The 22,619-nt window shown below is 37.5% G+C and carries 22 protein-coding genes; 7 read left to right on the top strand and 15 right to left on the bottom strand.

What is annotated here, in order from left to right; translation table 11 throughout:
• Window positions 1–90: 90 nt before the first annotated feature.
• From mnmG to QM830_RS08850, 4 genes are all read right to left on the bottom strand, one after another.
• Window positions 91–1,992 (bottom strand): tRNA uridine-5-carboxymethylaminomethyl(34) synthesis enzyme MnmG, encoded by a 1,902-nt coding sequence (gene mnmG, locus QM830_RS08865; RefSeq protein ID WP_009731909.1) that lies wholly within the window; start codon window positions 1,990–1,992, stop codon window positions 91–93.
• 8 nt (window positions 1,993–2,000) lie between these two features.
• The gene (locus tag QM830_RS08860; protein ID WP_009731910.1) at window positions 2,001–2,456 is read right to left on the bottom strand and encodes an NUDIX hydrolase; all 456 of its coding nucleotides are present in this window, start codon (window positions 2,454–2,456) and stop codon (window positions 2,001–2,003) included.
• A 137-nt stretch (window positions 2,457–2,593) separates the two neighbouring features.
• Entirely contained in the window at window positions 2,594–3,715 is a 1,122-nt protein-coding gene (gene mnmA, locus QM830_RS08855; RefSeq protein ID WP_009731911.1) for a tRNA 2-thiouridine(34) synthase MnmA, read from the bottom strand.
• A gap of 203 nt (window positions 3,716–3,918) precedes the next feature.
• Complete coding sequence (locus QM830_RS08850) at window positions 3,919–4,461, bottom strand: LysM peptidoglycan-binding domain-containing protein (RefSeq protein ID WP_009731912.1); 543 nt, start codon at window positions 4,459–4,461, stop codon at window positions 3,919–3,921.
• A gap of 227 nt (window positions 4,462–4,688) precedes the next feature.
• Between QM830_RS08850 and sdaAB the strand changes: the two genes are divergently transcribed.
• Genes sdaAB through QM830_RS08835 form a run of 3 tightly spaced genes read left to right on the top strand, consistent with a single transcriptional unit; the run spans window position 4,689 to window position 6,873 of the window.
• Window positions 4,689–5,360: an L-serine ammonia-lyase, iron-sulfur-dependent subunit beta gene (sdaAB, locus tag QM830_RS08845; protein ID WP_003002135.1), complete on the top strand. Its 672-nt coding sequence runs from the start codon at window positions 4,689–4,691 to the stop codon at window positions 5,358–5,360.
• A 9-nt stretch (window positions 5,361–5,369) separates the two neighbouring features.
• Window positions 5,370–6,242, top strand: coding sequence for an L-serine ammonia-lyase, iron-sulfur-dependent, subunit alpha (gene sdaAA, locus QM830_RS08840; RefSeq protein ID WP_414326551.1), 873 nt, complete (start codon window positions 5,370–5,372; stop codon window positions 6,240–6,242).
• 1 nt (window position 6,243) lies between these two features.
• Window positions 6,244–6,873 (top strand): HAD hydrolase-like protein, encoded by a 630-nt coding sequence (locus QM830_RS08835; RefSeq protein WP_414326550.1) that lies wholly within the window; start codon window positions 6,244–6,246, stop codon window positions 6,871–6,873.
• A gap of 26 nt (window positions 6,874–6,899) precedes the next feature.
• On the opposite strand, the gene QM830_RS08830 is transcribed toward QM830_RS08835, so the two are convergent.
• From QM830_RS08830 to yfmF, 8 genes are all read right to left on the bottom strand, one after another.
• On the bottom strand, window positions 6,900–7,553 hold the full coding sequence (locus QM830_RS08830; protein WP_414326548.1) for a LysM peptidoglycan-binding domain-containing protein: 654 nt from the start codon (window positions 7,551–7,553) through the stop codon (window positions 6,900–6,902).
• Between the two features lie 157 nt (window positions 7,554–7,710).
• On the bottom strand, window positions 7,711–8,508 hold the full coding sequence (locus QM830_RS08825) for an energy-coupling factor transporter transmembrane component T family protein (protein ID WP_009731916.1): 798 nt from the start codon (window positions 8,506–8,508) through the stop codon (window positions 7,711–7,713).
• Window positions 8,501–9,343, bottom strand: a complete 843-nt coding sequence (locus QM830_RS08820) for an energy-coupling factor transporter ATPase (RefSeq protein ID WP_414326546.1) — start codon at window positions 9,341–9,343, stop codon at window positions 8,501–8,503. The genes QM830_RS08825 and QM830_RS08820 overlap by 8 nt, the downstream gene beginning before the upstream one ends.
• Entirely contained in the window at window positions 9,328–10,152 is an 825-nt protein-coding gene (locus tag QM830_RS08815) for an energy-coupling factor ABC transporter ATP-binding protein (protein WP_414326545.1), read from the bottom strand. Before QM830_RS08815 ends, QM830_RS08820 begins: the two co-directional genes overlap by 16 nt.
• Window positions 10,153–10,692 (bottom strand): CDP-diacylglycerol--glycerol-3-phosphate 3-phosphatidyltransferase, encoded by a 540-nt coding sequence (gene pgsA / locus QM830_RS08810; RefSeq protein ID WP_003009208.1) that lies wholly within the window; start codon window positions 10,690–10,692, stop codon window positions 10,153–10,155.
• 40 nt (window positions 10,693–10,732) lie between these two features.
• Window positions 10,733–11,131, bottom strand: a complete 399-nt coding sequence (locus QM830_RS08805) for a helix-turn-helix domain-containing protein (RefSeq protein ID WP_009731920.1) — start codon at window positions 11,129–11,131, stop codon at window positions 10,733–10,735.
• A gap of 26 nt (window positions 11,132–11,157) precedes the next feature.
• Window positions 11,158–12,432, bottom strand: coding sequence for an EF-P 5-aminopentanol modification-associated protein YfmH (gene yfmH, locus QM830_RS08800; protein WP_414326543.1), 1,275 nt, complete (start codon window positions 12,430–12,432; stop codon window positions 11,158–11,160).
• 8 nt (window positions 12,433–12,440) lie between these two features.
• Window positions 12,441–13,688, bottom strand: coding sequence for an EF-P 5-aminopentanol modification-associated protein YfmF (gene yfmF, locus QM830_RS08795; protein WP_414326541.1), 1,248 nt, complete (start codon window positions 13,686–13,688; stop codon window positions 12,441–12,443).
• Window positions 13,689–13,844: 156 nt separating this feature from the next.
• Here yfmF and yaaA point away from each other — a divergent pair, with 156 nt between their 5' ends.
• Window positions 13,845–14,207 (top strand): S4 domain-containing protein YaaA, encoded by a 363-nt coding sequence (yaaA, locus tag QM830_RS08790; protein WP_414326539.1) that lies wholly within the window; start codon window positions 13,845–13,847, stop codon window positions 14,205–14,207.
• Window positions 14,207–15,301, top strand: a complete 1,095-nt coding sequence (recF, locus tag QM830_RS08785; RefSeq protein WP_414326537.1) for a DNA replication/repair protein RecF — start codon at window positions 14,207–14,209, stop codon at window positions 15,299–15,301. The genes yaaA and recF overlap by 1 nt, the downstream gene beginning before the upstream one ends.
• A 45-nt stretch (window positions 15,302–15,346) precedes the next feature.
• On the opposite strand, the gene guaB is transcribed toward recF, so the two are convergent.
• Together guaB and trpS are read right to left on the bottom strand one after the other, a co-directional pair.
• Window positions 15,347–16,828, bottom strand: a complete 1,482-nt coding sequence (gene guaB, locus QM830_RS08780; RefSeq protein ID WP_009731925.1) for an IMP dehydrogenase — start codon at window positions 16,826–16,828, stop codon at window positions 15,347–15,349.
• 142 nt (window positions 16,829–16,970) lie between these two features.
• Window positions 16,971–17,999 (bottom strand): tryptophan--tRNA ligase, encoded by a 1,029-nt coding sequence (gene trpS, locus QM830_RS08775; protein WP_414326536.1) that lies wholly within the window; start codon window positions 17,997–17,999, stop codon window positions 16,971–16,973.
• Between the two features lie 205 nt (window positions 18,000–18,204).
• Between trpS and QM830_RS08770 the strand changes: the two genes are divergently transcribed.
• Together QM830_RS08770 and QM830_RS08765 are read left to right on the top strand one after the other, a co-directional pair.
• On the top strand, window positions 18,205–19,827 hold the full coding sequence (locus QM830_RS08770; protein ID WP_414326535.1) for an ATP-binding cassette domain-containing protein: 1,623 nt from the start codon (window positions 18,205–18,207) through the stop codon (window positions 19,825–19,827).
• 52 nt (window positions 19,828–19,879) lie between these two features.
• Window positions 19,880–22,453, top strand: a complete 2,574-nt coding sequence (locus QM830_RS08765; RefSeq protein WP_414326533.1) for a YfhO family protein — start codon at window positions 19,880–19,882, stop codon at window positions 22,451–22,453.
• A gap of 70 nt (window positions 22,454–22,523) precedes the next feature.
• Here QM830_RS08765 and QM830_RS08760 read toward each other — a convergent pair.
• Window positions 22,524–22,619 (bottom strand): IS3 family transposase (locus QM830_RS08760; protein WP_133162783.1); only part of this gene is annotated, 96 nt, incomplete at its 5' end.

Genomic DNA, 22,619 nt, shown 5'->3' with positions numbered 1-22,619 from the left:
CTCATTGACAAACTTGTCAACAAACAGAAAGGATTGCAAACTATAAAATTGAGGCTGAAAAACTATTTCAGCCCCATGAGATTAGTAATTTTATTTATTTTTTGAAATGCTCCGACTCTTGCCTTCAAGATAAACCATCAAGATAGAAATATCGGCTGGGTTGACACCTGAAATCCGACTAGCTTGACCAATGGTCTCTGGATTAATCAGTTTGAACTTTTGACGAGCTTCTGTTGCGATGGAGTCAATATCATCCCAGTCAATATTGGCAGGAATTCGTTTTTCTTCCATTCGCTTCATTTTTTCAACCTGATCTAAAGCTTTTGAGATATAACCCTCGTACTTAATTTCAGTTTCGATCAACTCGATAATCTTATCATCTAACTCTTCAGCAGCTGGTCCGATAAAGTTAACAACATCTTGATAAGATACTTCTGGTCTTCTCAAGAATTCTTTGGCTGTGACAGCATCTGTCAATGGTTTAAAGCCTAGCGCTGCAACCTTCTCGTTCGTTTCCTTTACAGGTTTTAACTTAATACTGTCAAGGCGCTTCATTTCATTTTCAAACTGATACTTCTTGGTTTCAAAACGTGCCCAACGTTCGTCATCAACTAGACCAACCTCGCGACCGATTTCTGTCAAGCGCATATCTGCATTATCATGACGAAGAATTAAACGATATTCAGCACGACTTGTTAACAAACGATAGGGCTCAACTGTCCCTTTGGTTACCAAGTCATCAATCATGACTCCAATATAACCATCACTCCGTTTCAAGATGAGCTCTGGTTTTCCTTGAATTTTTAGGGCAGCATTAATCCCTGCCACAATTCCTTGGCCAGCAGCTTCCTCATAGCCAGATGTTCCATTGGTTTGGCCTGCTGTAAAGAGACCTGAAATTTTCTTGGTTTCTAAAGTTGCCCGCAATTGATGTGGAAGAACCATATCATACTCAATCGCATAACCCGTTCGCATCATCTCAGCATTTTCCAATCCCTTAATAGAATGGACAAGATCTCGTTGCACATCCTCTGGTAAACTGGTTGACAAGCCTTGGACATAGACTTCTTCTGTATTGCGTCCTTCTGGTTCAAGGAAAAGCTGATGACGTTCCTTGTCAGCAAAGCGAACAATCTTATCTTCAATAGATGGACAATAACGAGGGCCAACACCCTTTACAACACCTGTAAACATAGGGGCCCGGTGTAAATTGCTGTTGATGATCTCGTGGCTTTGACTATTGGTATAGGTTAACCAACAAGGGATTTGATCCTTTAAATAATCCTCGTCACGCGAATTGTAAGAAAAGTGATTTGGATTCTCATCACCAGGTTGAATTTCCGTTTCTTCATAATTGATTGACGATGCCTTTACACGTGGTGGCGTACCCGTTTTGAACCGTCCAATTTCTAGTCCAAGATTTTTGAGGTTTTCAGCCAAATTAATAGAAGCAAGGCTATGGTTAGGTCCTGACGAATACTTAAGATCCCCAATAATAATTTCCCCTCTGAGAGCTGTTCCTGTCGTCACAATAACAGCCTTGGCCCCATATTCTTGGTGAGTCGCAGTTCGAACACCAATAACCTTCCCGTCTTCTACCAAAATTTCATCAATCATGGTTTGGCGAAGGGTCAAGTTTTCTTGGTTCTCAACTGTCTTACGCATTTCCTTAGAGTAGAGCTCTTTATCTGCTTGAGCACGAAGCGCACGAACAGCTGGTCCCTTTCCTGTATTCAACATCTTCATCTGAATATAGGATTTGTCAATATTCTTGGCCATCTCTCCACCGAGAGCATCTACCTCACGGACAACAATCCCTTTTGCAGAACCACCAATCGAAGGATTACATGGCAAAAACGCCAACATTTCGATATTGATGGTTGCAAGTAAAACTTTACAACCCATTCGGCTCGCAGCAAGGGAGGCTTCTACCCCAGCATGCCCCGCTCCGATTACAATAATATCGTATTCTTCTATAAAATTATAAGTCATTTTTTCTCCTATTCTTCAAGATGGATGTGTCGTAATTGTCCGTCCCAATCTGGTAAGGCAGTTTTCAAAAATGCCGGCTTCAGATTTACAGTATGTAGATCATCTAAAGCAAGCCATCTGCAAGGTAATGACTTCGCATCTTCTTGCATGGTTAACGGTGCATCTTCCAGCAAGTCCACCAAATAATGAAATTCAATGTTATGGTAGTGGATTCCAGCTTGTTCAAAGCGATTTTCAACAATGAAAGCTAACTGAACAGCTCTAGACGCGACACCCAGTTCTTCTTTTACTTCTCGAACTACGGCATCTTCAGTAGCTTCATCCACTTGAATGGCACCTCCAATTGTATAAAAACCGTCTTCATCTTCTACGACTAACAAGCGATTGTCTTTTACAATCAAAGCAGTCGCTCTCACACCAAAAACTGTCTGATTCAACTTGGTCCGAAAATCCCGTTTTTGCATTTTACATCCTTTCGAAACGACACAAAAATAGTCAAAACTCTGAGAAGCGCAGGACAAAAAAGCCTGCAACATCCATGAGCTTTGACCATCACTTCTATTGCTTTTATTATTGTAGCAAATTGAGAATATTTGTCAATTTAAATATACTGACAAACTTTACCATCTCGGTAAGCATTGTCAATTAGTCCACCACCGAGACACTCTTCACCATCATAAAAGACAACAGCCTGACCTGGCGTAATGGCCCGTTGAGGTTCTGCAAAAATAACCTCAGCCTTGTCACCCTTGACATGAACCGTCACCTTGGAATCTGGCTGGCGATAGCGGAACTTAGCTGTACACTCCAGTGTAAACTCTTCTGGCATCTCTCGTGTAAAGTGAACTTGACTAGCTTGTAAACTTGTTGACATCAGCGCTTCATGATAGAAACCTTGACCGACATACAAAATATTTTGACTCAGATCTTTACCAACGACAAACCAAGGGGCATTGTCTCCACCTTGTTGACCACCAATTCCAAGACCACCCCGTTGACCGATCGTGTAATACATTAAACCGGCATGTTCGCCCATATCCCGTCCATCTACGGTCATCATTCGACCTGGTTGGGCAGGGAGGTAGTTACTTAGAAACTCTTTGAAATTCTTTTCTCCGATAAAGCAGATTCCAGTGGAATCTTTCTTTTTAGCTGTTGCTAATCCTGCCTCTTCTGCTAAACGACGAACCTCAGGCTTTTCCAAATGTCCCAATGGGAACATGGTTTTTTGAAGTTGTTCTTGTGACAACTGGCTTAGGAAATAAGTTTGATCCTTTCCATTGTCAACGCCGCGTAGCATATGGACAATGCCATCCTCATCACGCGCCACGCGTGCATAATGTCCTGTGGCTACATAATCGGCACCAAGTGTCATGGCATAATCTAAGAAGGCCTTAAATTTGATTTCTTTATTACACATGACATCCGGATTTGGTGTGCGGCCTGCACGGTATTCTGCAAGGAAGTATTCAAAGACGCGATCCCAGTATTCTTTCTCAAAGTTGACAGAATAGTAAGGAACGCCAATTTGGTCTGCAACTGCTGCTACATCTTTGTAATCTTCCGTAGCTGTACAGACGCCATTTTCGTCTGTGTCGTCCCAGTTTTTCATGAAGATGCCAATGACATCGTAGCCCTGTTGTTTTAACAACAAAGCCGTTACAGATGAATCGACACCGCCACTCATACCAACAACAACACGTGTTTTCGAGTTATCACTCATAGGTTTCTCCCATCTTTTCGTTTCTCACGATTGAAGGTCGTGGTTTGCTTCAACGATTGAAGGTCGTTTTGAGCATTATCAATTGTAACACGCTTTATAGTAGAAAACAAGCATCATGCCATTCTACTTATTGACTATTGTATCTAGACGTTTACAAGTATGTAAATCAAAAAGAGTCCAATTGCTGAACTCTTTCATCTACTTTAATACCAACCATTGGCCAGCCAGAAGTTTTTAGCTGCCGACCATGAACCATAGCGGTTGACAACATATTGATTGGCTACTTTTTCCTGATTTGCTTCGGATAAATCACCGTTTAAATAAGAAAGGGATAACTGATAACGACCATAATATTGGCCATTTTGCGCTGTGTAACTGCCACTTGATTCTTTCTGGGCAATCCATTCTTTAGCCGCTGCATCTTCGGAACTCAAGCCATCTGAAGCAGATACCGTAGTTGTTGCTTGTGTAGTGTTAGCTTTACTAGTCGCAGCTTGCTCTGTAGTATTAGTTGTTGCCTTCTCATCTTCAATCTCTAAAACCTGACCAACTGTAATGAGATTTACATTGCTAATCTTATTTTTCTTAGCAATCGCATCAACCGTTGTATTCTTCTCTTTAGCAATAGCTGATAAGGTATCACCTGACTTTACAGTATAAGAATCCGCATTTACTGCAATTGGAAAGAAAAGTCCTGCAAGTAATCCGATTCCAACCATCTGTTTCATCATCTGTTTTTTATTCATTGTTTTTACTCCTTAATTGGTATAACTCTATCCTACAAAAGAAATATTTCATATTTATTGAAATCGTGTGTCAATTATTGCAATCAGATGTTAGAAATACTAAAATTTCAGGATAATATAAATGCTTTAAGCACCCTTTAAGATTTCTACCATATTTAGGGAGAAATACAAGAAATCATCAGCCATATCTGATATAATGAAGTAAAGTGATCGCAAAGGAGCAAAGAATGAACTCTTTAAAATTCCAATCAGTTTTTGATATCATTGGACCTGTGATGATAGGCCCATCTAGTAGCCATACTGCAGGTGCTGTTCGAATTGGTAAAATTGTTTCTTCTATATTTGGAGAAGAGCCCAAAGAGGTTGAGTTCCAATTATTTAATTCCTTCGCAAAAACCTATCGTGGTCATGGAACAGATTTAGCCTTAGTCGCAGGCATCTTAGGAATGGACACAGATGATCCTAGAATCCCAGATAGTCTAAAAATTGCACATGAACGAGGCATTCGGATTGTTTGGTCTATTCAAAAAGAGAGCAATGCTCCTCACCCAAATACAACGACCATTACTGTAAAAAATGATCATAAAACGATTTCTGTCACTGGAATCTCAATTGGTGGTGGGAACATACAGGTTACTGAGTTAAATGGTTTTGCCATCTCTCTAAATATGAATACTCCAACCATTATCATTGTGCACCAAGACGTCCCTGGGATGATCGCTCATGTAACAGAAGCCCTTTCTCGCTATGATATTAACATTGCACAAATGAATGTGACGCGGGAAAAAGCTGGAGAAAAAGCCATTATGATTATTGAAGTTGATTCAAGAAGTTGTGAAGCAGCTATCGAAGATATTCGTAAAATTCCTCATCTTCATAATGTCAACTTTTTCAAATAAGGAGTTCGTATGTTTTATTCAATTGTAGACCTCGTAGAACAAGCAAGTACGCAATACGAAGGAAACGTCGCAGAGTTAATGATTGCTACTGAATTCGAGTTAACAGGTCGTGAACGCGAAGAAGTCCTACGATTAATGACCCGTAATTTAGAAGTGATGATTGATTCTGTAAGGTTAGGGTTAAATGAAAACCACTCTCGTAGTGGATTAACAGGTGGAGACGCCGCAAAATTAGATCGCTACATTAAATCTGGTAAAACCTTATCTGATTTAACCGTCTTGACCGCTGCAAAAAACGCCATTGCTGTCAACGAACACAATGCCAAAATGGGGCTAGTCTGTGCAACACCTACAGCAGGATCTGCAGGATGTCTTCCTGCCGTACTTACTGCAGCAACTCAAAAATTAGGGTTAAACCGTCAGCAACAATTAGATTTTCTACTGACAGCTGGAGCATTCGGTTTAGTGATCGCTAACAATGCTTCTATTTCAGGTGCAGAAGGTGGCTGTCAAGCAGAAGTTGGTTCTGCTTCAGCTATGAGTGCTGCTGCACTGACAATAGCTGCTGGCGGAACTCCTTATCAAGCCAGTCAAGCCGTCTGTTTCGTTATCAAAAATATGCTTGGCCTCATCTGTGATCCAGTAGCGGGACTCGTTGAAGTCCCATGTGTCAAACGAAATGCAATGGGAGCCAGCTATGCTTTTGTTGCGGCTGATATGGCCTTAGCAGGGATTGAATCAAAAATTCCTGTCGATGAAGTCATTGATGCCATGTACCAAGTTGGCTCTAGTCTTCCAACTGCCTTTAGAGAAACAGCTGAAGGAGGATTGGCAGCGACTCCTACTGGACGCAACCTACAGAAAGAGATATTTGGAGAATAACATGCAAGCCTTATTTTTTGACTTAGATGGGACATTAGTAGACAGTTCTAAAGGAATTGCCGAAAGTTTTCAACACACATTTGACACCTTAAAGGTTTCCCAACCTGATCTTGAAACTATCCGAAGTTTTATGGGACCACCTTTAATTTCTAGTTTTGAGTCTACTCTTCCTGAAACCTTAGTAGATCAAGCAGTAACCATCTATCGCCAGTATTATCATGAAAAGGGCCAATACAAAACAACCCTCTTTCCTCAGATAGTAGATGCCTTAGAATCTCTAAAAAATAACGGTTTTGAGCTCTATGTAACTACTTCAAAATATGAACCCGTAGCTTTACAAATGTGTCAAGATCTAGGAATAGCTGACTACTTTAATGGAATTTATGGTTCAAGTCCTGTGTGCGTCCATAAAGCCGATGTTATTCAACACACCTTGTCAATCAATAACATTCCAAAAGAGGAAGCTCTGATTATTGGAGATACGAAATTTGACCTTATTGGAGGTCAAACAGTTGGAATTAAAACCATGGCAGTCACTTGGGGTTTTGGAAATCTTGAAGAATTACTCCTTTACTCACCGGATTATATTTGTCATTCTCCACTTGATATCCTCGAAACATTAAAAAAATAGGTTTACAAATTTGTAAACCTATTTTTTTAATAACCCCAAGCTGATAAACCTTGTGAGCTATATGCATTGTATGCTGCCTGGATTTGATCATCAACTGTTGCAGTTGAACCCCAACCTGGCATTGTTTGGAATAAACCACTTGCACCAGAAGCATTTGCTGCATTCACTTGTCCATTCGATTCACGGGCAATGATTGCTTCCCAAGTAGAAGCGGGTACGCCAGTCATTTCAGCCATACGAGCAGCTGCATAAGAGCCTTGCTCACCAGCAGTATTCCCATTTGCTAAAACAATTCCACCACTTGTTGGTTGCGTAGAAGTGACTGTAGCATTCGCAGCATAAGTTGTTTGTTTTTGAGCAGTTTGTGCGGTTGCTTCAGTTACTGGAGTTGCACTTTCAGCAGGTTTTGCTTGCTCTTTTGGAGCAATCTTATCAAGCATTGATTTAGAACGCTCCCCCAATTCAATAATTTGACCTGCATAAATTAAATCTTCATTGGTCAAATTGTTAGATGCAATAATATTTTCTACTGAAGTGTTATTTTCAAGTGCAATTTTTGATAGAGTATCTCCAGACTTCACTTCGTAAGTTTCAGCATTCACTGTAGCAATACCAGAAATGAAAAGCGATGCTGCTGAAAGCAAGGAAGTGACTGTCCATTGGAACTTTTTACTGTTCATGAATTTTATTCTCCTTTCGAACATAATTCTATCATACACACAAAATGTTACAGTTTCTTGTAGAATGTATTACAAATATTACAAGAATATGTGAATTTAATGTAAAAAGCGCTTTGTGTAGCGCTTTTTCCTTATTTTTGAACCGGTAGGAGCTTTTCTATCCATTTTTTAGATAAAAAACGAATAACATTAAACACAGAATAACGAGCAATGCTAGGGTATCTTTCACTCCCCACTGAAGTATCCGATAGCGTGTTCGTCCCTCCCCACCTTTGTAACCTCTCGCTTCCATCGCAATTGCTAATGCATCTGCTCGTTTAAAACTAGAAGCAAATAGAGGAATGAGAATAGGAATAAAGGAACGGATCCTTTTTAATAGATTTCCTTCACCAAAATCAACACCACGCGCCCTTTGAGCATTCATGATTCGATTCGTATCATCTACTAAGGTTGGAACAAATCGCAAACTCATAGATAGCATTAGCCCAATCTCATGAGCCGGAACCTTAATAATTTTTAGTGGTGTGAGGATCTTTTCAACAGCATCTGCTAAACTTAATGGTGTCGTTGTCACGGTTAGAATCGTCGAATAAAAAATAATTAAGATAAATCTACAAAATATGATTGCAGCTTGCGCCAATCCTTGATCTGTTAATTTAAAAAACCACCATTGATATAACAATGTTCCTTGAGAGGTAGCAAATAATTGGAAAACAGTTGTAAACGCAATGATAAAAATCATTGATTTTAGGCCTTTGACATAAAAACCGATAGAAATCCTTGTTAGATACATTAAAACAAAGATAAAACAAAAGAGAAGAATATTGGTCTGCAGGTTATTAGCCCAAAAAAGAAGAAAAATGAACAAAAACATCGAGAGCAATTTTCCACGAGGATCCAGTTGATGGATGATAGAATTTCCAGGGATATACCTTCCTAAAATCATATTATTCATGAAGTAACATCTCCTTTAATTCCTCAATTTTGATTGGTAACCTCTCTAGATCCATTCCTCTTTGTTTCAATTGAAGAGCAAAATTCGTGACTTGTGGAACTCCTAATTGAAGTTTGTGTAAATAGTCTACCTGTTGAAACACTTCCCTTGGGGATCCGTTTAGGACAAGTTTTCCCGCTTCCAAAGCAAATACAGTATCAGCAAAGTTTGCTACATCATCCATCATATGAGTCACCAAAACAAGAGTCATCCCATTTTTATGCAACGTCTCAAACAGCGCCATCAATTCCTTTCTTCCAGCAGGATCTAGCCCTGCTGTCGGCTCGTCCAATACTAAAATCTCTGGTTCGATAGCTAAAATACCCGCGATCGCAACCCGTCTCATCTGTCCACCAGATAGTTCAAATGGACTTTTATCATAGATAGACTCTTCTAAACCAACGATCGCTAATTTTTCTTTGGCTATTTCCTCCGCTTTATCCTTAGGTACCCCAAAATTTTGTGGGCCAAAGGCTACATCAGCTAGAACAGTTTCCGCAAACAGCTGACTTTCTGGAAATTGAAAAACTAAGCCAACTTTTTTTCTCAAGTACTTCATTTCTTTTGGCTCAGAATGATTATCTAAAACAAAATCATCGAATTGAATCGTTCCTTCAGTCGGACGAAGTAAACCATTTAGTAATTGTAACAAAGTGGACTTGCCACTACCAGTATGTCCAATGATGGCAGTATAAGAGCCATCCTGTATTTCCAAAGTGACGTCAGAAAGCGCTCGTCCTTCAAAAGGACTTCCCTCTTGATAAGTATAATAGACATTCTTTAAAGAAATTCCCATAGTTGGTCTAATAACTCACTTTCTGTTAAATAATCCTGTTTTAGCGGGAAATGCGAGCTCAGAGATTCTTGGACTTGTTTACTAAAAGGCTTATCCAATCCAATCTCGTGCAGATCATTTCTTGAAAACAATTCCCGCGGCGTCATAGAAGACTCTAATGTTCCTTTTTGAAACACGAGTGTTCGATCACTTAGGGCGATTTCAGTTAAATCATGAGTAATGGAGATAATCGTTAATTGAAACTTTTTCTGGAGTTCCCGCATTACTGCCATTAGATCCTCTCGGCCTTCTGGATCTAACATACTAGTTGCTTCATCAAGGATAATAATAGTTGGTCGCAAGGCAATAATACCCGCTATGGCTACTCGTTGTTTTTGACCACCCGACAATCGAGAAGGTTCTCGATCTTTAAACTCTAGCATGCCTACTTGGTCAATAGCCTTCTCTACACGTTGAATCATTTCTTCCCGTGGAATTCCTTGGTTTTCCAAGCCAAAGGCGACATCATCTTCCACTGTTGCACCGACAAATTGATTGTCCGGATTCTGAAATACAATCCCAATTTTACTGCGGATTTCCCATATCGTTTCACGAGTCAACTGTTGCCCATCAATATAAATCTCACCAGACTCAGGTTCTAAAAGACCATCCATCAAGCGTACAACGGTAGATTTCCCACTACCATTGTGCCCAACAATTGAAAGCCACTCCCCTTGTTTCACGTGAAACGAAACAGTGTCAATTTGATACTCTTCTATTGTTTTATCGTATCGAAAGGATACATTTTTTAGCTCTATAATATGTTTCATTTATTTAAATGTGTCTTTAAAGAGATAGCTACTTCCCTTAAAGTAGTCGTAACCAGAATAAATTGTAAAAATCAGTGCGATATAAAGTAATACTTGCCCTGGAAGGGTCCAATGACAAAGCAAAAAGATAATAGCAAACATTTGGCTAAAGGTCTTAATTTTACCAGGCATGGCTGCAGCCAAAACTGTACCACCTGTCTCAACAAGTAGAAGACGCAAACCAGTGACAGCTAACTCACGACAAATGATAACGGCCGCAATCCAAGCAGGAACCATCTTTAATTCAATCATCATGATAAAGGCTGACATGACCAATAATTTATCTGCCATTGGATCGGCAAATTTACCAAAATTACTCACTACATTCCATTTTCGTGCAAGGAAGCCATCTAAATAATCTGTAATACTTGCAATAGCAAAAATAACTGCTGCTACAATATGGCCAAGATAAGAATGGCTTAGACTTAAAATGGCAATAAAAATAGGAATCATCACAACTCGAATTAATGTCAACGCATTAGGAATATTTTCTTTTTTCATACTTCCTCCAAAAAATAAACTATCTTTACAGCTGTTTTACTCACGCTGTAAACTTATAAAAATATACGATATAAATCACAAATCCAAGAATAGCAAAGCTAACTAGTAGATAATACAAGATCGGTAACCAGCTTGTTTTCTGCCTTAATTTTCTTGAATGAAGCTCTTCATCATCTACTAAGATTTCCTCATCAAATAACAACTCTTTTCCTTCACGAAAAGCTGTCAATAAAATGGATTCATCTAATCCCAAAGCCCACGATAGCTTCTTTAAATAGATTTGGGCGTAAAAGGGACTCGGTAGTAAATCAAACTCATCGTTTTCCAACGCTTCTATATACGGAGCTTCTATAGCTGTCTTTTTTGACACATCCTGTAAACTTAAATGTAAATTAACTCTTGACAATCTCAACACTTGACCAATCGTTCTCTTCTTCATATTTTCCCTTCTTGACACATTGTTTACTACTTCTGAAAAATCATATAGTCAACCATCTCAGACTGATCAATGAATTGATGTCCTAATTTGATGATATCTTGTAAACTAATACTCTGTAAAATCTTTGGAAGATCATAGGAAGTGCAACCATCTGAAAAATATTCAAACTGAGTCGCACTATACTCAAGCGAATTTAAACCCTGTAAAAAATCACCAAACATTTCGCTTTTAATCGTATCTAAATGTTCCTGATTCACATCTGGATCCTTATCAAATTGTTTGATGGCTGACCTAAATTGATGAGATAGAGAAACTGGTTCTTGGGTATCCATTGTCAAAATAACAAAATGAAAGACTTCCTCAACCTCTACTTCTAGTGTCAAGGAGTTGTCAATTTTACCAGCTTCATATAAACTTTGAAAACGTTGTGAAGTCCACCCAAACATCATCGAAAATAATAATTTCAGCATTAATTTATAACGAAATTTTTCCTCTTCCTTGATGACATCATTCCCTCGAATTCCAATTGCCAACTTAGGACTGGCAACATCCATTCTACAGGATTGATTCAATTTTACTTCGTTTTTTTCTACAGGAAATCGTTCTACCTGGATTGAAGGCTGAAGGGGAAGTTGATCATATTCGTTTACAACTTGTAATACTGCATCAAGATCAAAGTTTCCAATCACTAATAGATGCATCTGAGTTGGATGATAGAATAAATCAAAGTTCTCACGGAGATTGTCTATTGTAATGTCAGAAATTGACTCTCTTGTTCCAGCAATATCATCTGCTAACGGTGTTCCAGGATATAGGTTTTCTAAGGCACCAAAAAATAATCGATAATCTGGACTATCTTGATACATTCCTATCTCTTGTTGAATAATCTCTCTTTCCTTAGCAACTGATTTTTCTGTAAAGGAAGCTTTTGAGACCATCTCCAATAACAACTTGATATTTTCAGAGACCCTTGAGGTTGTTGAGAAAAGATAGCTGGTTTTTGTAAAACTTGTAAAGGCATTACTTTCCGATCCTAATTGAACGAATTTTTTTAGAAAATCTTGACCTTTCTCATCTTCAAACACTTTATGTTCCAAAAAGTGAGCAATTCCTGCAGGATATTGTTTTTCTTCACCATTCACTAAAATTCGTGTATCCACCGAACCAAACTTGGTTGTAAGCATCCCATAGGTTTCATAATAATCTTCTTTTGGAATTAAATGAATGGTCAAGCCGTTTGACAAACGTGTAAAGTAAACCTGCTCACCTACGGCTTCATAATATTTTTCTTTAATTTTCAATCTTTACACTACTTTCCTTCCATAAAATAAACCGACTGCAAATTAATGGTTTTTGCCGTTTCGATAATTTCTTCTTTACTAACCTTATTGATAGCTTCTAACCATTCCTCTAAAGAAAGAACCTTTGTTCCTAGGATCGTTTTCAGGTATTCTCTTTCGATTAAGGTGTTTTGTCGATCCTGGGCTAATAAAGTCGTATTCACCAACATGTCTTTTGTCAATTGAAGTTCAGATTCTGTAAACTTTCCTCGTTTTAAATCATTCAACTGCCTCATAATCATGGTCATTACCTTGGTGCGATGTTCTTTATCAATACCAGCAAAAATTCTCATAAAGCCTGTAAAAATATCGAAATGGCTAGAGATGGTATAAGCAAGACCTTCTTTTTCACGAACTATTTGAAAAAGTCTCGAGTGCGAGAAAGCTCCCAACATCCCATTTAACACAACTAAGGGAATATGAAGAGGATCTCCATACTGGGTAGAAAAATGGTAGCCTAATTCTAAAATAGATTGTTGATTTTGCTTTTGCTCTAATTTCTCGCGAACTACATTTGAAAAAGTTTGTTGATAGTTGATAGACAAGTTGTTATCACGTGGTTTGAATTCAAACTGGTTTACTCGATCCACAATAGCAACTTCATTAAAATCACCTACGAAAAAGAAGTCAATATTATCGAAATGAAGCATCTGATGAAACTGTGAGAGTGTGGTTTGAGCGGTCTCTTGTCTTACTAAATCAACTTTTCCCAATCTTGACATTCTGATAGTTTCATCTTCGAAAAATAGTTGATTCAATTGTCCATGCGCATAATAATAAGGCTCTTCAATCTCAGATTCCAAGTCTGAAATCGTATTTTTCTTTTCAACTTCAAAAGTCTCAAAATCAAAGTGATCATCTACTACTAAAGGTGAAAAGAAGACAGTTTCTAGAATATCCAAAATCTCATCTGTCAGTACATTTTTCTTACTCAAAAAATCATCGCGTACAAAGGAAATATTCAAATCAACATAGTGAACGGGCCCTCTTTTAGAAATTGAAGTAGACAATTCTACTCCGTACAGACTCGCTAATTTTTCACGGAATAATTGTGAGGTTGGATATTTTTGGTTTGCAGTTTCCATCATACAAGCTACTAAAACACGTGCAGCCACTGTATTTTCATTCAATGGCGCTGTAAACCGGACCTTAATTTTATTTGTTTTAAATTTTTTCGACTGAAGAAAGTGAAGATTCACACCCTTAACTAATTCCATTTTCATCCTCGTTCTAATCAATAGTAACTTTCATTATAACACGAAATCACGCTAAAATCCTAATTCAAACTGAGAAAAAAGGTTCTCACTTCACTCAAGATTCTCTACCCTAGAAAAACTAAAAATATGGTATAATAACACGCAAAGAGGTGAACTATGAATTACAAATTATTTGATGACTTTATTACATTACAAGCAATCTTAAAAGAACTCGGTATTATACAGAGTGGTGGTGCAATCAAAGCCTTTCTTCAAGAAAAAGAAGTCTTTGTTAATGGTGAATTAGAACAACGGAGAGGCCGTAAACTTCGTGTCAATGATAAAATTGACATCCCTGAACTGAGCATGACTATCACCATTCTTGAACCTTCTCCAGCAGAAATAGAAGAGCATCTTAAAGAGAAGGAAGAAAAGGAACGTGTGGCTAAACTTGTCAAGCAACTCAATCAACAACAAAAAAAACAACCGACAAAGACTAACAAAAAAGAAAAAGCAATTCGCTTTCCTGGTATCTCGTAATGTGGTTAAAACAGTTATCCATTCAACATTTTCGTAATTACCAAGAACTTGAAGTTGAATTTCATCCTGGCTTGAATATTTTCTTAGGACAAAATGCTCAAGGAAAAACCAATATTCTCGAATCGATTTATTTTCTGGCCTTAACCAGAAGCCATCGAACACGAAATGATAAAGATCTCGTCTACTTCGAATCCACAGATTTTAAAGTTTCTGGTCTATTACAAAGAGAAACTGGACCGCTTCCATTAGAAATTTCCTTAACACCAAAAGGCCGGATGACTAAAGTCAACCATCTAAAACAAGCTAAATTATCAAACTATATTGGCCATATGAATGTCGTCCTTTTTGCACCGGAAGATTTACAGTTAATCAAAGGGGCGCCTGCAGGACGTCGAAAATTTATTGACATTGAATTGGGACAGATGAAACCTATTTATCTATCCGATTTATCTCAATACAACCATGTTCTGAAACAAAGAAATAGCTATCTAAAAAATTCCGAAAAAATTGATGAAACATTTTTGGACGTATTAGATTCACAACTCGCTAGTTTTGGAAGTCGCGTCATCCACCATCGACTGGATTTTATTCAAAAATTAGAAGCTAAATCCAAAGAAAAACACGCTCTACTTTCTAACAACAAGGAAGACCTGACAATTCAATATCAGTCATCTGTTTTTTCAGAAGAAGTAGATGATTTAGAAGAGCAATTTTTCCGTATGTTGAAAAAAAATCGCCAAAAGGACCTTTTTAGAAAAACAACAAGCATTGGACCCCACAGAGATGATTTGGCATTCTTTATTAATGAAATGAATGCAAATTTTGGTAGTCAAGGCCAGCATCGGAGTGTTGTTCTTTCTCTAAAATTAGCAGAAATCGAATTAATGGAAGAAATCACTAGAGAAAAGCCGATTTTACTACTTGACGATGTTATGAGTGAGCTTGACAATTATCGTCAACTTCAACTTCTTGAAACTATCTCCAATAGTATTCAGACATTTATTACAACGACAACTCTTGATCATTTAAAAGAGCTACCCGAAGAATTAAAAATCTTCACCATTCAATCTGGACATATCAAAACAACACCTTGACAATATTGTCAAGGTGTTGTTAATTATATTTACATTTTTGTAAACTTATTGTGCTGAGTAGTTAGGTGCCTCATTTGTGATTTGTACATCATGAGGGTGACTTTCTTTCAATCCTGCGCCACTCATTTCAACAAATTGAGCATGATCGTGTAAATCCTGAATAGTTGCTGCACCAACATATCCCATACCTGAACGGATACCACCGATCATTTGGAAGACCATATCTGCTACGGAACCTTTATAAGCAACACGTCCTTCAATTCCTTCAGGGACCAATTTATTAGCTTCATTGACAGATCCTTGGAAATAACGGTCACTAGAACCTTTCTTCATTGCTGCAATAGAACCCATACCTCGATAGGTTTTAAATTTACGACCTTGGAAGATTTCTGTTTCACCTGGTGCTTCATCTGTGCCTGCAAGCATTGATCCAAGCATAACCGCATTACCACCAGCTGCAAGAGCTTTGACGATATCTCCTGAATACTTAATACCACCATCAGCAATGATAGTTTTACCATATTCACGAGCTACGGCAGCTGCATCATAAATTGCAGTCACTTGAGGAACACCAACCCCTGCTACAACACGAGTTGTACAGATAGAACCTGGTCCAATTCCGACTTTAACAACGTCTACCCCTGCATCAAATAACGCACGAGCGCCTTCAGCTGTTGCAATATTTCCAGCGATCAAGGTACGATTTGGGAAATGAGCACGAATTTCTGCAATTTTACGAAGAACCCCAGCAGAATGTCCATGAGCAGTATCGATAACAATTGCGTCTGCACCTGCTTCAAAAAGGGCTTCTGCACGTTCAAAGGTATCCGAAGTAACCCCTACAGCACCAGCTACAAGCAAACGACCAAATTCATCCTTAGCCGCATTTGGGAACTCAATAACTTTTTCAATATCTTTGATCGTAATCAAACCAGAAAGACGACCATTTTCATCTACTAATGGTAATTTTTCAATGCGGTGTTCTTGTAGAATACGCTCAGCTGTTTCCAAATCAGTACCAACTGGTGCAGTCACCAAATTTTCACTTGTCATGTGATTTGAAATAGGTTGATTGTAATCAGAAATAAAACGCAGGTCGCGATTCGTAAGAATACCAACTAATTTACGATTTTCAAGTGTTTCAACGACTGGAACACCACTGATTCGGTATCGTCCCATAAGCTCATTTGCTTCTGAAATTGTATGAGACGGGGTCAAATAGAAAGGATCAATAATAACACCATTTTCAGAACGTTTTACCTTCCGTACTTCATCTGCCTGTTGCTCAATTGACATGTTTTTATGGATCACACCAAGTCCACCAGCACGTGCCATAGCAATTGCCATTTGACTTTCCGTCACTGTATCCATAGCAGCAGTAATGATTGGGATGTTCAAGCGTAAATTACTTGCTAATTGTGTACTTAAATCTGCATCATTAGGTAATACGTGACTTTCTGCTGGAATCAAAAGCACATCATCGAATGTAAACCCTTTTTTTAAAAACTTTGTGTCCCAATTAGACATTAGCTGGATCCTCTTTTCTTTTTTTTGAGCAAGGCTCGAATTTTTATTGTTAATATCATACCATTCTATCGCAATTTGTCAATCATTTATTGGTAAATTATCAATGAACAGTAAAGAAATGTTCGCTATTAATGAAGTCGTTTTATTTTTTAAAATAGGTAATTCCCATCGCAGATTTTACTTCATCCAATGTTTGAGCTGCTACATTTCGAGCGCGCTCACTTCCTTTTTCAAGAATAGAGTATACTTCCCCCATATCCTTTGCAAACTCAAGGCGTCTTTCACGAATCGGTCTTAATTCACGATCTAAAATTTCTAAAAGATACCGTTTGGTCTTTACATCACCAAGCCCACCACGTTGATAGTGTTCTTTCATTTCTGCAATTTCATCTGCATCTTCTGGTCGACCAAATACATCCAAGTAATGAAACACCATATTACCTTCTATTTTCCCTGGATCTTCTACTTTAATATGATCAGGATCGGTATACATACTCATCACTTTTTTCTTTAAAGTATCCGCATCATCAGCTAGGTAGATTCCATTATTCAAGGATTTAGACATTTTAGCATTTCCATCTAAACCAGGTAAGCGTCCTGCTGCTTCATTTTCGGGATAAATTCCTTCAGGTTCCACCAAAGTATCTGTATTGTATGCATGGTTAAAGGAACGAACAATCTCCCGGGTTTGTTCAATCATCGGCTTTTGGTCATTTCCTACTGGAACAAAATTTGCTTTAAATGCTGTAATATCAGCTGCTTGTGAAATAGGGTATACCAAAAATCCTGTTGGAATACTCTCACCAAAACCTTTTTGAGAAATCTCAGTTTTTACAGTTGGGTTTCTTTCAAGTCGTGCCAAAGATACCAGATTCATATAATACATGGTTAATTCTGCTAATTCAGGAATCTGACTTTGAATGAAAATTGTAACCTTTTCAGGATCCAATCCTGCAGCAAGATAATCTAAAGCAACATTTCCAATAGATTCTACAATCGTTTTTGGATCTTTTGCATGATCTGTCAAAGCTTGCTGGTCTGCTAGAAAAACAAACATATTATATTCATCTTTATTTTGTAGCAAAACGCGATTTTTTAAAGAACCAACATAGTGGCCAATATGAAGTTTTCCTGTTGGTCTATCTCCTGTCAAAATGATAGGTTTTGTCATACTCTTCTCCTTAATCGTTATCCTTATCATTATAGCACTTTCTAGTTGAAAATGTTAGTCTCTTCTCTATGTTTGTGATGAAATAACTCTTTACAAACTTGTCAACTTAATTTACAAGTTTGTAAAAATAAATTGACAGTAAAAAAGTTGAATTTTCCTCTTTTTTCTAGTAAAATGAAGACATTATAGAAAGAGGAGAAAATCATTGCTTACAGTATCAGACGTCTCACTACGTTTTAGTGATCGAAAATTGTTTGACGATGTCAATATCAACTTTACAGAGGGAAACACATACGGTCTCATTGGGGCCAATGGTGCCGGAAAATCAACCTTTTTAAAAATTTTAGCTGGAGATATCGAACCAACCACTGGTCATATTTCTCTTGGTCCAGATGAACGTTTGTCCGTTCTGCGTCAAAATCACTTTGACTATGAAGAAGAGCGTGTTATCGATGTTGTAATCATGGGAAATGAAAAGCTCTACAACATTATGAAAGAGAAAGATGCTATCTACATGAAAGAAGATTTTTCTGATGAAGACGGCGTCCGTGCAGCTGAACTTGAAGGGGAATTTGCCGAACTCGGTGGATGGGAAGCAGAAAGTGAAGCATCTCAATTGCTTCAAAATCTAAATATTTCAGAAGACCTTCATTATCAGACTATGAGTGAGTTAGCAAATGGTGAGAAAGTGAAAGTTCTCTTAGCTAAAGCCCTCTTTGGTAAACCAGATGTCCTTCTTTTGGACGAGCCGACCAACGGTCTGGATATTCAGTCTATTACATGGTTAGAAGATTTTCTGATTGATTTTGAAAATACTGTTATCGTTGTTTCCCATGACCGTCACTTTTTGAATAAAGTCTGTACCCATATGGCGGATCTAGACTTTGGAAAAATTAAACTATACGTCGGAAACTATGATTTCTGGAAAGAATCTTCTGAACTGGCTGCTAAATTACAAGCAGATAGAAACGCAAAAGCTGAAGAAAAAATTAAACAATTGCAAGAGTTTGTCGCACGATTCTCGGCCAACGCTTCAAAATCAAAACAAGCAACATCGCGTAAAAAAATGCTTGACAAGATCGAACTAGAAGAGATTGTACCATCTAGTCGAAAATACCCATTTATTAACTTTAAAGCGGAACGAGAAATCGGGAATGATCTCTTGACAGTTGAAAATCTCTCTGTCAAGATCGATGGAGAAACCATCCTTGACAATATCAACTTTATCTTACGTCCTGGTGATAAGACTGCTCTAATCGGACAAAACGATATTCAAACAACTGCATTAATCCGTGCATTGATGGATGATATTGAATACGAGGGAACTGTCAAGTGGGGAGTCACTACTAGTCGATCTTATCTACCGAAAGATAATAGTCGAGACTTTGCGGGTGGAGAAAGCATTCTCGATTGGCTTCGTCAATTTGCAAGTAAAGAAGAAGATGACAACACGTTCCTTCGTGGTTTCCTAGGACGCATGCTATTTTCTGGTGACGAAGTTAACAAGTCTGTCAACGTCTTGTCAGGAGGAGAAAAGGTTCGTGTCATGTTGTCAAAATTGATGCTCCTTAAATCAAACGTTCTAGTTTTAGATGATCCTACCAATCACTTAGATTTGGAGTCTATCTCAAGTTTGAATGATGGATTAAAGAATTTTAAAGAATCCATTATCTTTGCCAGCCACGACCATGAATTCATTCAGACACTTGCCAATCACATTATCGTTCTCTCAAAAAATGGTGTGATTGACCGCATTGATGAAACCTATGATGAGTTTCTTGAAAATGAAGAAGTTCAAGCAAAAGTGAAAGAACTTTGGAGTCAATAATAAAAATAAAGAGCCCTGAAATAATAATTTCAGGCTCTTTCAGTAGAAATATATGAATAAAACAAAGCTAAAAACATCCCTTTTTATAGTATCTTCTTTCCTGATTCCAGCTATTATTATGTTCTTTATTTACCTCTCACAAGGAATCTACTGGAACAGTGATACATCCCCATTATTAGGAGATGGGTATCATCAGTATGTCATTTTTGATACCACACTTCGAAATATTTTACATGGGACAGATAGCCTATTTTTCAGTTTTCAAAGTGGATTAGGCATTAATTTCTATGCACTCAGTAGCTATTATCTAGGAAGTTTCTTTTCTCCTCTTGTATACTTCTTTGATGCGCAATCCATGCCAGATGCTGTTTATCTCGTCACACTTCTGAAATTTGGAGCAATTGGGTTAAGCACCTATGTTAGTCTACATGGAATGTTTTCTAAAATCCCTAGATTCCTGGTTCTTACCCTTTCAACATCATTTGCTTTGATGAGCTTTGCTATCAGTCAGCTTGAAATAAAAACCTGGTTAGATGTTTTTATCCTAGCACCATTAATTCTTTATGGATTCAAAAAACTAATTTATAGCGAAGGAGAGATTCTCTACTTTGTTAGTTTGACTATTTTGTTTATCCAAAATTATTATTTTGGATTCATGATGTCTATTTTTCTTATTTTATGGTACTTGACACAATTGTCATGGCATATCAAAAAAATTGGGAAACGTTTCTTTCACTTTGTGATGGTATCCCTTTTATCGGTTATCACAAGTCTAGTAATGTTATATCCTACCTTCTTAGATTTACGAACTCATGGAGAAAATTTTTCAAAGGTTGACACTATCTTTACAGAAAAAAGCTGGTATCTCGACGTCTTTGCTAAAAATTTTATTGGCAGCTTTGACACTACCAAATATGGATCAATCCCAATGATCTATGTGGGACTATTCCCGCTTTTACTAGCGATTACCTTTTTCTTTGTAAAGTCGATCAAGTTTCACGTGAAACTTTCTTACTTTATACTCTTGACCATTCTTATTTTGAGTTTTCGTTTTCAATTATTAGATCTCCTTTGGCAAGGTATGCACGCGCCAAATATGTTTCTTCATCGATACTCCTGGATCTTTTCTTTAACGATTATTCTGATGGCAGGAGAAGTTTTAAATCGAATAGAAGAGCTTACCTGGATTCGGTTTAGTCTCGCTAGTTTTGTCCTCTTCCTAGGATTTGGAGCAACTGTCCTTTACAGAAATCACTATAAATTTTTGGATGCTGTCAATTTCATTGTTACTTTTGAATTTTTAGTCGCCTTCTATTTAGTCTGTTTAGGATTCATTCTTAAAAAAATACCACCAAGACTTTTCTATCTTTCGATTCTTTTTTTCTCCATCTTTGAATTATCGGTAAATAGCTATTATCAAATGAAAGGTATTGCAAACGAATGGGTATTTGCTTCTCGATCATCCTACGATCGCGACTTAAAATCTATTCAAACCTTGGTAAGTGGGAACACAGACTCAAACTATCGGACTGAGATTCTACATCCCCAAACTGGTAATGATAGTATGAAGTATGGTTATAATGGTATCTCTCAATTTTCATCTGTACGAAATACGGATACTAGCTCAACATTGGACAAGCTTGGATTTAAATCTGAAGGAACCAACCTCAACCTTCGATACCAAAACAATTCCATTTTAATGGATAGTCTATTTGGTGTTCGCTATAACTTAAGCCAACAACCTGTTCAAAAATTTGGATTTAAAGAGATTGCAACGAAAAATGGAATCTCACTTTCAGAAAATGAATATGCCTTACCAATCGCATTTTTGACAGCTAAGCCTTATCAACATACTTCCTTTACAAATTTAACACTTGATAACCAAACACGATTCATCCACCAAATCACAGATGAAAAATATAAATTTTATAAGAAATTAAATATTCTCTCGCATACTTCACAAAATACTACATCTTCGTTGCAAACTGCAAAAATTGAAGAAGATAGTCATCTATCTTACGCAAGTATTCAATATGAAGTAACGGTTCCTGCCCATAGTCAACTGTATGTCAATGTTCCAAATTTACATTTTTCAAATGATGATCGAAAAGATATTGAAATCAGCTACAATGGACAGACCCAACGCTATACCATTGATAATGCCTTTCCATTCTTTTCGATTGGCCATTTTGACACAGAGGAAACGGTTACTATTCGTATAAGTTTTCCAGAAAATTCGACGGTTTCCTTTGATACACCAGAATTTTTTGCTCTAAATCTCGACCAATATACACAAGCTATCACCACCATTCGTCAGCAAGAAGTTGCTATTCACAAAAAGAAGAATAAAGTGGTAGCAGCTTATAACGCAAATAGAGATACTACCCTTATTTTTACATTGCCTTATGATAAAGGTTGGTCAGCTAAACAAAATGGAAAACCTATCAAAATTCAACGTATCCAGAAAGGATTGATGGGAGTTCGTGTTCCGAAAGGATCAGGAACAGTTACTTTAACATTTGTTCCTCAAGGCTTCATAGAGGGACTCATTGCCTTTTTCGTTGGAATTATTCTCTTTTTCCTCTATGAATGGAGACAAATAAAAAAGCGAAAAACTGAGAAGTAGAAACATGATTCACTGATAAACAAAAAGCTAGGATAATTGTGTATTGACCCCAAAAAGTTAGACAATTAATTTATCCAAAGGATTTAGTTCTGTATTGCACAGGACTGAGTCCTTTTAGTTTTACCTTAATTCGTTTGTTGTTGTAATAATCAATATAGTCTACAAT

The sequence above is a fragment of the Streptococcus sp. OMI750 genome, assembly GCF_047463895.1.
Taxonomy (GTDB): domain Bacteria; phylum Bacillota; class Bacilli; order Lactobacillales; family Streptococcaceae; genus Streptococcus.
Note: the sequence above shows the minus strand (reverse complement) of the source record. Positions and strands in the feature narration are given on the sequence as shown.